Here is a 13,006-nt window from a genome sequence, read left to right as displayed (position 1 = left end):
GGTTCGGGCACCAGGCAACACGGCCACTGCGGCGGCGGGGACTATGGGGAACTTTGAACCACGACAGGTGACGCAGACTCTCCACGCCCCCACACTGTGGCACCACGGAAAGCGATCACGCCCAACACCAGGACCGGTTGTACGTGGTTGCCCGCCGATGCCGGCAGAGCTGTGTCTCAGGCCGTGGGCCTCGGGTTCGCCGCTTCGGCAGCACGGCGGTATTCGGCGTTGATGCGCTGGGCTTCTTCGAGCTGGTCTTCGAGGACGATGATGCGGCAGGCGGCCTCGACGGACGTGCCGTGGTCGACCAGTTCCCGGGCGCGGGCGGCGATGCGCAACTGGTAGCGGGAGTAGCGGCGGTGTCCGCCCTCGGAGCGGAGCGGGGTGATGAGGCGGGCTTCGCCGATGGCGCGCAGGAAGCCCTGGGTGGTGCCGAGGAGCTCGGCGGCCCGGCCCATCGTGTAGGCGGGGTAGTCCTCGTCGTCGATACGGCCGAACAAGTCGTCTGCTGTCATTTGCACCTCTCCATGGAACGAGTCGAGGGGCCTTGGTGCCGTACGGCACCAAGGCCCCGAAGGAACTCCTACACCATCTGCCGGCCCTGTTGGGGCACCGGCCCTCTGTTTCCGCAGCCCCGACCTGAATGCCGTCGGAGGTGCTGGGATCGCGGTTGCTTGACCGGAGACCACCTCACTATCGATGTCCTGCGGTACCCGGGTTCAAGATGTCGGCCCGGGCGATCCTGATGGCGCTCGGCTCCTCCGTTCTTCCCTCTGGGATCAACTGCTTACAACTGGGGTACTGCGTACTGCTGGTGATGCGCACTGCTCAGCGGCCTGTGACAGCGCCGCTCTTCGGCAGCCAGCCCCGTCGCCCGTCCTGCGTCTTCCCTGGCTTGGAACCCCACTGCCGAACCTCCCGGTGCGCGCGTCCGCAGCCGACGCCTTCACCGAGGTACCGCTCATTGACTTCACTGCTGGGTACCGCGAACTTCCCTTGCGGGTACTGCCACTGCGGTCCTGCTCACGGCGGCCCCTGATCACTTCGGGCCACCCGGTACGGTCGCCAGCCGCGTCGCCGTCCTGCAACTGCTCTGGCTTCGCGACTCCACCACCGCACCGTCCTGCGAACTGCACCTGCGGATACTGCTCTGCCCGGCAGTTCGTGTCTGCCGGGCCCTGCTGTCTCTCTGGGCTACGAGAGAACCATAACCACGCCCCAGGGGCAATGTCTACTCTGACAAAGACAGATTTCCGCGCGTTCGACAGAGAGGAAATCGGCCTCGAACAGTGTCGGGCGCGGGAAGAGGGGCTGTCACCGCCTGGTTGACGGGTCACATACGGGGGAACGAGGCACGGCAGGCAGAACCGGACATCGACGGTCCAGAGACCGGGGAGGCGTGATGAACGCAGTGAGCGTCAACGTCGCGACCGTCCGCTCCGAGACCTCCGTAGCCGGTGCACGCGAAAGCGCTCGGGACTTCCTCGGAGGTCTCCTACGTCCGATCGCGGCCGAGGGGGTCGGCGCCGTGGTCCTGGTCGTCTCGGAGCTCGTCACCAACGCCCTGCGCCTCGGCAGCGGCACCTGCACCCTGGCGCTGACCGCGCACCCGGACAGCATCGAGGTGTCCGTGCACCGCGACAGCCCGAAAGCGCCGCGTATGCGCGCCCCCGACCTGAACGGCGGCACGGGAGGCTGCGGCTGGCCCATGGTCGACTGCCTCACCCGCACCACTGCCGTGACCCGCCGGGCGGCCGGCGGCAAGACCGTGAGCGCCCTCCTTGTCCGGTAACGCCACCGCTGAAGCAACCGGACGGTCGGCAAATAGAATCTGCCCCATGCCGAAGCCTGACGAACTGCTCGTTGACATCGCCACCGTGGTGGAGTCCGGGCAGAGCAACCAGATGTCCCTGACCGTGGTCACCGGCGGCGCTGTCATCACCGACCGACTGGCTCCCGAAGCCGTGTGGAGGCGGAGGGTGTCGGAGGTGCTGACGGATTCCGCGCGCCTGGGAGAGTTCTCCGCTGTGTTCGACACTCCCGCGAAGGAGGACGGGCCGCCCACTCATCTGCACTTCCACGTCGCCCGAATTCTTCAGGGCACGGTGGGGATCCCGGAGACGGGCGGGATGTACCGGGTCGCGATCGACGACGTCAGCGCCTGGACCGTCGGCGACTTCAGCTATTCCGACCACTGATATTCCGGCCGCTGAGGAACCACGGCGACGGCATCCCGTCCCACGCAGTGGGCCCGGCCGACTCGCATCGGCCGGGCCCACTGCTGTTCAGATGCCGGTGCGTGCCTGTCGCGTCGGTCAGACGGACATGGGAGTGCCGAGCATCGTGGAAGCCTGCCGGAGCGAGCCGAGGATGCCTACGGGTGCGGCCTCGGGGAGGGCGCGGCAGGTGAAGCCGAGCTTGGTCATCGCCCGGCGGACTTCGTCGGCGGTGAAGTCGAGGCGGTCCTGGCGGGTGATGACCTGGCCGACCTGCTTGACGGGGTAGTGACGGCGGCCGATGATCACGGACTCACCCATGACCTGCTCGGGCTTGATGCCCTTCATCGATTCCAGCACACCGCTCTTGGTGAGCTCGAAGGGGAAACGGGCGATGACGCGGCGCATGGGGCCTCACAGGGAGAAGGGGAGAATGGTCCGGCCAGGGTGAGTTGGATCAGCGGGAGAGGGCGAGGGCGCCCAGGGCGCCGCCTTGCCCGTCGGCCCCCGGCAGGGCACCGAGCCGCCGACGGGAGCGCATCGCGTGCTCGGCTTCGGCCATCGTCATCACGGGTGACCCGCTGGCCACCGCCCAGGCACAGACCTATCCGTGCCCGGGCGGCCCGTCCTCGGGGGCGTCCTCCTCCGGGTCGAGTTGTCCCACCCTGTACAACCGGGACATCGTGGCGGAGGCGGCCATGCCCGTCACCCTGTACCGCGGGGACTCCCGGCCCCCGATCGCCGACAACAACCAGGGCATCTTCAACACCGGTTTCTGGTCCCGGGGCACCAACTCCAACATCGTGTCCCACGTCCAGGGCGACCGCTCCCTGAACAGCGAGTACATCTCGACAACGGGGCACCCAGGGCGTCGCCGACGACTTCGCGCGCAGCCAGGGCGTGAACAACCTGGCGAGCATCGCCCTGAACAACCAGTGCTCCACGGGCCGGCTCGTCGCCTACGCGATCCTCCCGGGCATCGGCCCCTACCTCATGGAACGCTGCCTGCGCGGCACGATAACCGCCCGCACGTTCGTCTACACGATCGACCCGGCGTACGCGAGGAACGCGCTGTACGTCCCCGACCAGATCCGCAGCAACACCGACCTCTACAGCCACTACCGCAGCCAGAACGAGTGGGCCTACGTCCGCCACATCCCGAACTGGGCGATCACCGGCGCCCGTATCTACACGATGACCGCCCGCTACAACCGCGGCTTCCTCGTGCCGTCCACCATCACGTTCCAGTACGACCAGTTCGTGGCCAACCCGCACCACGCCCAGACCCGCATCACGTACGACCCGGCCACCGACCGACACGGCCCTCAACTCGCCCACCGCGAACGGCTATTCGCGTGGGTGCAGCTCGATCAGCAGGTGCCGGAACGGCAGTTGAGCGACGGCTTTCCGTCCGGCGCGGGGGGCACGGTCACCCGTGGCCCCCGCGCCGCTTGGCGCAAGCGGCTGCCTCACGGGTGGTCCAGGGGGCCGGGATGTCTCATTCGGTGGCTGCCTGCTCGCCGATGAGTGGTCGCAGTGTGCGGTGAGCGATGCGCAGTCCCTGTTTCACCTTGTCCTCGGTTCCGGACCAGACGGGGTCCTCGTGCTCCACGGAGACGGTGCCTGTGTAGCCGAGTTCGTGGAAGCGGTCGACGACACGGCGCCAGTCCACCTCGCCCAGACCGGGCACCCGGTAGCGCCACCAGCCCGTCTCCCAGGGGTTGTCGCCCTTGTGCACGGTGCCGAAGAAGCCGAACCGGTCGCGCTCGGCGGGGAAGAGTTCGATGTCCTTGGCCTGGGTGTGGACGATCCGGTCGATGTACGGCTCGATCGTCGTGAGGGGGTCGACGCCGATCCAAGTGAGGTGAGAGGGGTCCCAGTTGAGGTAGAAGCCGAGCCCGAACATCCACTCCCACAGCTCGGGGGAGTAGGCGAGGTTGCCCGGGTAGCCGTCGGGGTGCCAGCCCTCCATCACGCAGTTCTCGATCACGATCTTGACGCCGCGATCCGCCGCGTAGTCGACCAGCTCGGGCAGGATCTTCTCGCCCTCGCGCAGGTTCTCCACGACGGAGAGCCCCGGATCGCGTCCGATGAACGTGCCGACCGACTCCACGCCCAATCGTGCCGCCACGTCGATCACGTGCCGGAGATGGGCTCTGATCGCCTCCCGGGCCGCGGGATCGGGGTGCAGGTTGTTCTCGTAGTAGGCCAGGGAGCTGATCTCCAGCCCGGTGCGGCGCAGCAGTTCGCGGGTCGCGTCTTCGTCGTCCTGGGAGAAGGCCGCCACGGGGAGATGGGAGGCTTCGAAATCGCGGCCGCCGGTGCTGGGCCACACGGCGACTTCGAGGGTCTGATAGCCCTCGGCCGCAGCCCAGTCGGCGATCTCGTCAAGGGACAAGGAGGGGAGGCAGGCGGTCAGGAATCCGAGCTTCATGGCGCGGGTCCTTCGGTGAGAGGGATGGGGGAGGGCAGCCAGGGAGGCGGGTCGCCGACGCCGGTCAGCCGGGCACCGGGGTCCACGCGCGCCGGTCGGCCGAGGCCAGGACCGCGTCGACGAGGTGGGCGGCCCGGACACCGTCGAGCACGGTGGGCAGGCCCTGCGGAGTCTCGCCGCGCAGAGCCGCGTAGGTGTCCTTGACGAAGTTCTCGAAGCACTCCAGGTAGCCCTGCGCGTGTCCGGCCGGTACGAGCGAGAGCCGGTTCGCCTCAAGGGAGTTGGACGCCGGATCGCGGACCACCGTCTCGGTGCGGTTGCCGTAGCCGAGCCACAGGGACTCGGGCAGTTCCTGGTCGAAGACGGCGCTTGCGTGCGCGCCGTCGAGTTCGAACCACAGCCGGTTCTTCCGGCCGGCCGAGACCTGCGAGACGGTCGTGGACACCAGGACCCCGTCCGTCGTCCGTCCGAGCACGCCGACCGCGTCCTCCGTGGTGACCGGGACGCGCACGGAGGACGCGAGCGACCCCCCGGAGAACGACGGGCCTCCGGCACCGGGCCGTTCGGCCACCGTCGTGGCGGTCTCCGCCAGCACCTCGGCGATCCTGACCCCGGCCACCCACTCCACGAGGTCGAACCAGTGCGAGCCGATGTCGGCGAAGGCCCTCGACGGGCCGCCGGCCACCGCGTCCACCCGCCAGCTGGTGCTCGTCGGCGAGAGCAGCCAGTCCTGGAGATACGAACCGTGCAGCAGCTGCCAGGGACCGAAGTCGCCGGCCAGGACCCGGGCCCGCAGTTCGCGGACCACGGGGTGATAGCGGTAGACGAACGGCACGGTGGCGATCCGGCCCGCGGCCGTGGCGGTGTCGGCGAGCAACCGGGCGTCGGCCGCCGAGGTGGCGATCGGCTTCTCGCAGACGACGTGCTTGCCGGCGAGCAGCGCGGCGCGCGCCTGGGCGACGTGGAGGTGGTTGGGCGTGCAGATGTGCACCACGTCGACGCGGTCGTCGCTCAGGACGGCGTCGACGTCCGGATAGCCGGCGCCGATCTGCCAGTCGTGCGCGACCGCCCGGCTGCGCTCGGGTGAGGAGGCCAGGATGCCGACCACGTCGGCGCCGGCCGCGCGGGCGCTGCGGACGTGTACCCCAGCGATCATGCCCGCGCCGAGGACGGCGACCCGTGGGCGTGGGATGCGGGGGTGTCGTAGCGGGGTTTCGGTGACGCGTGTGGTGTGCCCGGTCGGGGCAGCCATGCAAGATCCTTTCGGCGCGTGCCGTACGGGAGCTCGCTGTTCCGGTCTCATCCGGGACCAACAGTAAGAGCCGGAGTTCTGTCAGGAAAGCCCTTTGAATATTGTCGTTTCTGGAATATTAATCGTCTGTTGGTGCCGTCGACCTCATCAAGGGAGCAACCGTGGCAGCACGACTGGGGGCCCCGAGCAGCGGCTCGCGCCGGCACCCCGACGCGGTGCGCAGCCAGATAGCCCGGCTGATCGCGGCCGGCGAGGCGTCCCACCGGCTGGACCTGTCCCGGCTCACCGGGCTCTCCCGGTCCTCGATCCACACGCACGTACAGGATCTGGTGGACGCGGGTCTGTTGCTCGGGGAGGACGCCGGTGGTGGGGGCAGAGGCAGGCCGGCACTGCGGCTCAGCCTCGCGGGAGACGCGGGCGTCGTGCTCGTCGCCGACCTCACCACCTTCTCGACGCGCTGCCTGGTGACCGACCTGACCCAACGGGTGCTCGCCGACAGGACCTTGCCCTGGCAGCTCGCCGAGGGCCCGGAGCGCACCGTGAACCTTCTGGTCGACCAGTTCACCGACCTGCTCGAACAGGCGAAGGTCCCGGCGGACCGGCCCCGCGTCCTGGTCGTCGGACTGCCGGGCCCGGTGGACGTGGCACGCGGTATGGCGGTCCGCCCGCCGATCATGCCGGGCTGGGACGGCTTCCCGGTGGCCGAGCGGCTCGGGGGCGCGCTCGGCTGCCCCGTCCTGGTGGACAACGACGTCAACCTCATGGCGCTCGGCGAGGCGCGGACGGTGCCGCCCGAGCAGTTGCCCGTGCTGTTCGTGACCGTCGGCGCCGGCATCGGCGCCGGGTTCGTGCTCGCCGACGGGACGCTGCACCGGGGCGCCGACGGCGCGGCCGGAGACATCGGGCACATCCGTGTCCCGGGCGCGGAGGAGGTGGTGTGCCGGTGCGGAAAGGCCGGCTGTGTCGAGGCGGTGGCGTCCACGGCTGCCCTCGCACGGCGCCTCGCGGCGACCGGTGAACCGCCCCTCGACGTGGCGGAGGACGGTGCCGCGATGCGGGACTTCCTGGCCCGGCTGCGCGACGGCCTGCCGGACGCGCTGCACGCTGCCCGCGCCGCCGGGGTGGCGCTGGGCGAGGTGATCGCCCTGTGCATCCACATGCTGAACCCCCGGCACGTCGTGGTCGGCGGAGAGATCGTCGAGGCCAGTGACGACCTGCTCTCCGCGGTACGGGGCGTGGTGTACCGGCAGGCCCTGCCCCTCGCCACCCGCGAACTGTCCATCACCCGCAGCGAGTTGGGGCGGGACGCGGCGATGGTCGGTGCGATGGTGTTGGGCATCGAGCACCTGCTCTCACCGGCCGGGATCGGGCGCTTCCTGGGGCCGCGCACCACCACCTGAGCCGCGCGGTCCGCCCAGCGAACCGGCGGCCTTTACCGCCTCTCACCGCCGCCACTACCTTCCATCGTGTCTCGCACGTCCGGTCTCATCCACCGGCGGACCCGCTCCGCTCGACCGCGACCTGGGAGACACGGTGAACCGATCCACCCCTCGTGCACGCATCGGCGTCGTCGGCGCCGGCATGGTCTTCGACGCCTACGCCCGAGGACTTGCCTGGTACGGCGACCTGCCCATCATCAGGATCGCCGACATCGACGTCGGCAGGGCCCGCGCCAAGGCCGAGCAGCACGGCATCCCCGCGTACGGCACGCCCGCCGAGCTCTACGCGGACCCCGACGTCGACGTCGTCGTCAACATCACGCCCCCCGTGGCCCATTGGGCGGTGACCCGGGACGCGCTCGCCGCCGGCAAGCACGTCTACAGCGAGAAGCCCCTCGCCGCGACGGTCACCCTGGCCCGCGAGAACCTTGCACAGGCAAAGGCGGCCGGGCGCGTCCTCGCCGGCGCCCCCGACACCTTCCTCGGCACGGCGGGTCAGACGGCACGGGCGGCCATCGACGGCGGCCTGATCGGCACGCCCTTCGCCGCCACGTCCTTCGTCCGCTCGTCCAAGGTCGAGGCCAAGCACCCCAACCCCGGCTTCTTCTTCCAGCCCGGCGGCGGCCCGACCCTCGACTGGGGCCCTTACCACGTGGCCGCCCTGGTCAACCTGCTCGGACCCGTCGCCGAAGTCGTCGGCACCAGCACGATCCCGAGCCCCCGCATCACCGTGACCACCCCGGACCGCGTCGTCGACGAGGTCGAGGTCACCGTCCCCACGACCGTCGCCGCCATCCTCCGCACGACCTCCGGCGCGATCGTCTCCACCCTCTACAGCTTCGACATCTGGGACATGACCCTGCCCCACATCGAGGTCTACGGCACCGAGGGCACCCTGAACATCCCCGACCCGAACCGCCACGACGCCCCGGTCCTCATCAAGCGCCGTACGGACACGGACTGGTCCGAGCTCCCGCCGGTCATCCCGCCCACCCGCGCCCCGGAAGCCGGCCCCTTCCGCGGCCACGGCGTGAACGACCTCGTCGAGTCCCTGCGCGGTCAACCGCTGCGCGTCCCGGGCGAGTTCGCACTGCACGTGCTCGAAGTGCTGGAAGCCATCGAGCAGTCGACGTTCGCCGCGGGAGCCCGGGCCATCACCAGCCGAGCCGAGCGGCCCGCGCCCGCGGCCCTCCCGCAGTCCGTCTCCGCCTGACCCCCTCCAGCTGAACCTCCCTGCCCGAACCTCCTCCGGCCCCGCACGCCGGCACCGAACCCGTGCACCACTCAATCGATCTCGCACGTCCCGAGAGGAAAATCCCATGCAGCGCAGAACCCGTGCAGTCGCGCTCGCGGCTGCCGCGATGCTGGCAGGCGCCGGTGTCACGGCGTGCGGCGGCAGCTCCAGCTCCGCCTCCGGAGACAAGACCATCACCTACTGGGCGACCAACCAGAGCACGAGCCTCGACGCGGACAAGAAGATCCTCCAGCCGGAGATCGACAAGTTCACCCAACAGACCGGCGTCAAGGTCAAGTTGGAGGTCATCCCCTCCGCCGACCTGCTCAACCGCATCCTCGCGGCGACGACCAGCGGCAAGGGCCCCGACGTACTCAACATCGGCAACACCTGGTCCGCGTCACTCCAGGCGACCGGAGCCTTCGTCGCGTGGGACAAGGAACTGCTGGCCAAGGTCGGCGGCGAGTCCCGCTTCCTGCCCGCCGCGCTCAAGTCCACGGGCGCCACGGGCAAGGACCCGGCGAGCCTGCCGCTCTACACCAGTTCGTACGAACTCTTCTACAACAAGAAGCTGTTCAAGGCCGCGAACATCACCTCGCCGCCGAAGACCTGGAGCGAGTTCGTCGCCGACGCGCGCAAGCTCACCAAGGACACCAACAGCGACGGCAAGACCGACCAGTGGGGCCTCGGGTTGCAGGGCGCCTCGTCCTCGTTCGCCGCGCACTTCGCGTTCATCCTCGGCACCCAGCACGGAGCCGAGGTCTTCGACGGCCACACCCCGAAGTTCGACGACACGGGCATGGTCGACGGGATCGACCAGTGGCTGTCCTGGATCGGCAAGGACGGCATCGTCAACCCGTCCGACGCCGAGATGACCGACAAGGTCGCCCTCCTGCAGAACTTCGCGTCCGGCAAGGCCGGCATGATCCTCGCCCAGTCGTCGACCGGCCTGACGCTCGGCCAGTACAAGATGACCACGGCCGACTACGGCGTCGTCCCGGTACCGGCCCAGGACCCGGCGGTCGCGGGCGGCAAGGACATCGGCTCGTTCGTCGGCGGCATCAACGTGGCGATCTTCAAGAACACCGGGAACCTCGACGGCTCCACCCAGTTCGTGAAGTTCCTGACCAGCGCCAAGGAACAGGTGTACCTCAACAAGACCTACGGGACGCTGCCCTCGGTCACGGACGCGAAGGACCCCGCGTTCGACACCTCGACGCTGGCCGTGGCCCGGCAGACTCTCGACTCCCGGGCCGTACCGCTTCCGCAGATCGCCGAGGAATCCCAGTTCGAGACCCTGGTCGGCCAGGCGATGAGCTCCTTCGCCGCGCAGACCGCGACCGGAAAGCAGCCCGGCAAGGCCAGGATCAAGAGCGAGATGACCGCGGCCGACCAGAAGCTCGAAGCCGGCAACTAGGAGCAGGACGATGGCAGTCATCAGTCCTTCCGGGACCCGCGAGAGCCCCGGAACCCCGGACACACCGAAACAGTCCACGCGCGGCAGCCGCTTCCGGGGGCGCGGCCGCCGCTGGATCCCGTACGCGTTCCTGCTCCCCGCCCTGGCGCTCGAAGTGATCGTCCACTTCGTGCCCATCGTGCTCGGTGTGGCGATGAGCGGCCTGCGGGTGACGCAGTACCAGATCAGCCACTGGTGGGAGGCGCCCTTCTCCGGCCTCGGGAACTTCAGGATCGTCCTGGACTTCGACGGCCCCACCGGCAAGGCACTGGCCCAGTCCTTCTTCGTCACCCTCGGCTTCACGGCCGTGGTCCTGTCCGGGGCCTGGATCGTCGGGATGGCGGCGGCGCTCGCGCTGCAACGCGCCTTCCGCGGCCGGGGGTTGCTGCGGACGCTGTTCCTCGTGCCCTACGCGCTGCCCGCTTACACCGCGGTCATCACCTGGCGTTTCATCTTCCAGCGCGACAACGGCATGCTCAACCACCTGCTCGGGCAGCTCGGGCTGATCGACTCCAACCCGTTCTGGCTGATCGGCCACAACGCCTTCTGGGCCGAGTGCGTCGTCGCGATCTGGCGGATGTGGCCCTTCGCCTTCCTGATCCTCATGGCCGGCATGCAGGCGATACCGGGCGAGGTCTACGAGGCGTCGAGCATCGACGGGGCGGGCCCGTGGCGGCAGTTGCAGATGATCACGCTGCCCCTGCTGTCCTCGGTCAACAAGGTGCTGGTCCTCGTGATGTTCCTGCACACCTTTAACGACTTCAGCACGCCGTACATCCTGTTCGGCGGCTCTGCGCCGCCGGCCGGGGACCTGATCTCCGTGCACATCTACCAAAGCTCGTTCGCCACCTGGAACTTCGGCCTCGGCTCGGCCATGAGCGTGCTGCTCCTGCTGTTCCTGGCACTGGTCAGCGCCTGCTATCTCGCCTTCACCCGGAGGACCGGCCATGAATCATGACACCCCGGGCTACCGGCTCTTCCGGTACGTCACGCTGACGCTGCTGTCGGTGTTCGTCCTGGCCCCGCTGTACGTCATGCTCGCCTCTTCGCTGAAGACGCTCCCCGACGTGCAGGGCGAGTTCACCTGGTTCCCGTCGTCGCCGACGTTCCAGTCCTTCATCGACATCTGGCACACCGTGCCGCTGGCCCAGTACTTCGTCAACTCCCTGATCGTGGCCGTGTCCGCGACCGTGCTGTCGGTACTGGTGGCGGTCTTCGCCTCCTACGCGCTGAGCCGCTGGACGTTTCCCGGCAGCGGCAGCTTCAAGTCGGCGGTGCTCGCCACCCAGATGTTCCCCGGCATCCTCTTCCTGCTGCCGCTGTACCTGCTCTTCGTCTACGCCGACCAGAACCTCGGCACCGACCTCGTGGGCACCCGCACCGGTCTCATCGTCACCTACCTGACCTTCTCCCTGCCGTTCGCTGTGTGGATGCTGGTCGGCTACTTCGACACGGTGCCGCGTGACCTCGACGAGGCGGCGAAGGTGGACGGCGCCGGCCCGCTGCGCACCCTGCTGCAGATCATCGTGCCCGCCGCGACACCCGGGATCGTCGCCGTGTGCATCTACGCCTTCATGACGGCCTGGGGGGAGGTGCTGTTCGCCTCGGTCCTCACCGACGAGCAGAGCCGCACCCTGGCCGTGGGTCTGCAGGCCTACTCCACGGAGGCGAACGTCTACTGGAACCAGGTCATGGCCGCCTCCCTGGTCGTGTCCGTACCCGTGGTCGCCGGCTTCCTCCTCCTCCAGCGCTTCCTCATCACCGGATTCACCGCCGGCGCGGTGAAGTGACGGTGAAGTGACCAAGTGGCCCCGACAGATTGGAACTCGGCATGCCGGACATCGGCCTGCAGCTCTACACGTTGATGAACGTCCTGGAGGACCGTCCCGCCACGCTGGCCAGGATCGCCGGCCTCGGGGTGACTGCGGTGGAACCCTTCCGCCTCGGCCGCAGCGAACTGACCCGTGCCGCGCGCCTGGCCGAGGCGCGCTCCCTGAAGGCCGACATCGACGCGGCCGGCCTCACCGTCTCCTCGACGCACGCCCGCCTGCCCGACGCGGAGGACCCCGGCTGGTTCTTCGAGGAGATGGCCGAGGCGGGCGTGCCCATCGCCATCGCTTCCACCCCCGAGGCACTCCCCGGATTCACCCGCGACGCACTTGTCTCGGCCGACGGAGTGCGCCGCTACGCCGACCGGTTCAACGCCCTGGCCAAGGCCGCGGCCGTCCACGGCCTGCGGGTCGGCTACCACAACCACTACTGGGAGTGGACCCCGCTCGACGACGGCCGCTACGGCTACGACGTCCTGTGGGACGCCCTCGACCCGTCGATCGTCGCCGAGGTCGACCTCTACTGGGCACAGACCGCGGGGCAGGTCCCCGCCGAGGTGGTCGCCAGGCTCGGCGAACGTGTCGAACTGGTCCACGTCAAGGACGGCCCGGCTGTCCGCGGCGAACCCCAAGTCCCCGCCGGACAGGGCTCGGTGGCCCTGGCGGACGCACTCGACGCCGGCCGGGACTCGATCCGCGTACACATCATCGAGGCGGACGGCATCGCGGAAGGGGCGGACATCTTCGACCTGGTCGCGGAGAGCGTGGTCTGGCTGAAGGAACGGGAGGGCGTGAGCTTCGGAACGTCGTGACCACAAGGTGCGGGCGTCGGTGATCACCCCAGGGGATACGGAGCGACCGCCGACGCGGCCCCAGGCATCGGTCGTCACACCGTGTTCGCGCATGGACCTGCTGACCTTGCGGGTTCTCGGTGAGTGACAGGCTTCCTAGCGCTCCACGGAGTGGGGGACTGCGCCGATCAGGTCCTCGTCTGCGGTTACGCGGCCGCCGACGGAAGGCCGATGCTGTCCCTCACCCCGGCCTCCCGCGCTCACGACGCCGAGATGTCCGCCGCCCACGCCCTGAGCGCCGACCCCGCCTCAGCGGGAATGCGCGACGACCTGGGTCCTGACCTTCTCGACAACG

Annotated in this window: 14 protein-coding genes; 9 read left to right on the top strand and 5 right to left on the bottom strand. The window is 69.2% G+C overall.

Going from position 1 to position 13,006, the window contains the following annotated elements; genetic code table 11:
• Nucleotides 1–176 precede the first annotated feature (176 nt).
• Entirely contained in the window at nucleotides 177–515 is a 339-nt protein-coding gene (locus R2B38_RS45870) for a MerR family transcriptional regulator (protein ID WP_033287029.1), read from the bottom strand.
• 887 nt (nucleotides 516–1,402) lie between these two features.
• Here R2B38_RS45870 and R2B38_RS45865 point away from each other — a divergent pair.
• Together R2B38_RS45865 and R2B38_RS45860 are read left to right on the top strand one after the other, a co-directional pair.
• Nucleotides 1,403–1,792 (top strand): ATP-binding protein, encoded by a 390-nt coding sequence (locus R2B38_RS45865; protein WP_318022140.1) that lies wholly within the window; start codon nucleotides 1,403–1,405, stop codon nucleotides 1,790–1,792.
• A gap of 46 nt (nucleotides 1,793–1,838) precedes the next feature.
• The gene (locus R2B38_RS45860) at nucleotides 1,839–2,198 is read left to right on the top strand and encodes a hypothetical protein (RefSeq protein WP_318022139.1); all 360 of its coding nucleotides are present in this window, start codon (nucleotides 1,839–1,841) and stop codon (nucleotides 2,196–2,198) included.
• Between the two features lie 117 nt (nucleotides 2,199–2,315).
• Here R2B38_RS45860 and R2B38_RS45855 read toward each other — a convergent pair whose 3' ends face one another.
• Both R2B38_RS45855 and R2B38_RS45850 read right to left on the bottom strand, forming a co-directional pair.
• Nucleotides 2,316–2,624: an SCO5918 family protein gene (locus R2B38_RS45855; RefSeq protein ID WP_318022138.1), complete on the bottom strand. Its 309-nt coding sequence runs from the start codon at nucleotides 2,622–2,624 to the stop codon at nucleotides 2,316–2,318.
• Between the two features lie 196 nt (nucleotides 2,625–2,820).
• Nucleotides 2,821–3,063 carry a hypothetical protein gene (locus tag R2B38_RS45850; RefSeq protein WP_318022137.1) on the bottom strand — a complete coding sequence of 81 codons (243 nt, stop codon included), beginning with the start codon at nucleotides 3,061–3,063 and terminating at the stop codon, nucleotides 2,821–2,823.
• Between the two features lie 53 nt (nucleotides 3,064–3,116).
• Here R2B38_RS45850 and R2B38_RS45845 point away from each other — a divergent pair, with 53 nt between their 5' ends.
• Nucleotides 3,117–3,743 carry a hypothetical protein gene (locus R2B38_RS45845; protein ID WP_318022136.1) on the top strand — a complete coding sequence of 209 codons (627 nt, stop codon included), beginning with the start codon at nucleotides 3,117–3,119 and terminating at the stop codon, nucleotides 3,741–3,743.
• Here R2B38_RS45845 and R2B38_RS45840 read toward each other — a convergent pair.
• Together R2B38_RS45840 and R2B38_RS45835 are read right to left on the bottom strand one after the other, a co-directional pair.
• Nucleotides 3,715–4,650 (bottom strand): sugar phosphate isomerase/epimerase, encoded by a 936-nt coding sequence (locus tag R2B38_RS45840; protein WP_318022135.1) that lies wholly within the window; start codon nucleotides 4,648–4,650, stop codon nucleotides 3,715–3,717. The two genes, R2B38_RS45845 and R2B38_RS45840, sit on opposite strands and share 29 nt — an antisense overlap.
• A gap of 64 nt (nucleotides 4,651–4,714) precedes the next feature.
• Nucleotides 4,715–5,842, bottom strand: coding sequence for a Gfo/Idh/MocA family oxidoreductase (locus tag R2B38_RS45835; protein ID WP_318023069.1), 1,128 nt, complete (start codon nucleotides 5,840–5,842; stop codon nucleotides 4,715–4,717).
• A 221-nt stretch (nucleotides 5,843–6,063) separates the two neighbouring features.
• On the opposite strand from R2B38_RS45835, the gene R2B38_RS45830 reads away from it, so the two are divergent.
• The 6 genes from R2B38_RS45830 (at nucleotide 6,064) to R2B38_RS45805 (ending at nucleotide 12,672) form a co-directional block, all read left to right on the top strand.
• Complete coding sequence (locus R2B38_RS45830; protein ID WP_318022134.1) at nucleotides 6,064–7,302, top strand: ROK family transcriptional regulator; 1,239 nt, start codon at nucleotides 6,064–6,066, stop codon at nucleotides 7,300–7,302.
• A gap of 133 nt (nucleotides 7,303–7,435) precedes the next feature.
• A complete protein-coding gene (locus R2B38_RS45825) occupies nucleotides 7,436–8,554 on the top strand; it encodes a Gfo/Idh/MocA family oxidoreductase (protein ID WP_318022133.1) in 1,119 nt (372 codons plus the stop codon).
• 106 nt (nucleotides 8,555–8,660) lie between these two features.
• On the top strand, nucleotides 8,661–9,992 hold the full coding sequence (locus R2B38_RS45820; protein ID WP_318022132.1) for a sugar ABC transporter substrate-binding protein: 1,332 nt from the start codon (nucleotides 8,661–8,663) through the stop codon (nucleotides 9,990–9,992).
• A gap of 10 nt (nucleotides 9,993–10,002) precedes the next feature.
• On the top strand, nucleotides 10,003–10,989 hold the full coding sequence (locus R2B38_RS45815) for a sugar ABC transporter permease (RefSeq protein ID WP_318022131.1): 987 nt from the start codon (nucleotides 10,003–10,005) through the stop codon (nucleotides 10,987–10,989).
• A complete protein-coding gene (locus R2B38_RS45810; RefSeq protein WP_318022130.1) occupies nucleotides 10,979–11,821 on the top strand; it encodes a carbohydrate ABC transporter permease in 843 nt (280 codons plus the stop codon). The genes R2B38_RS45815 and R2B38_RS45810 overlap by 11 nt, the downstream gene beginning before the upstream one ends.
• Nucleotides 11,822–11,862: 41 nt before the next feature.
• Nucleotides 11,863–12,672 carry a sugar phosphate isomerase/epimerase gene (locus tag R2B38_RS45805; RefSeq protein ID WP_318022129.1) on the top strand — a complete coding sequence of 270 codons (810 nt, stop codon included), beginning with the start codon at nucleotides 11,863–11,865 and terminating at the stop codon, nucleotides 12,670–12,672.
• Nucleotides 12,673–13,006: the final 334 nt, after the last annotated feature.

It is taken from the genome of Streptomyces sp. N50 (assembly GCF_033335955.1).
Lineage (GTDB): Bacteria > Actinomycetota > Actinomycetes > Streptomycetales > Streptomycetaceae > Streptomyces.
Note: the sequence above shows the minus strand (reverse complement) of the source record. Positions and strands in the feature narration are given on the sequence as shown.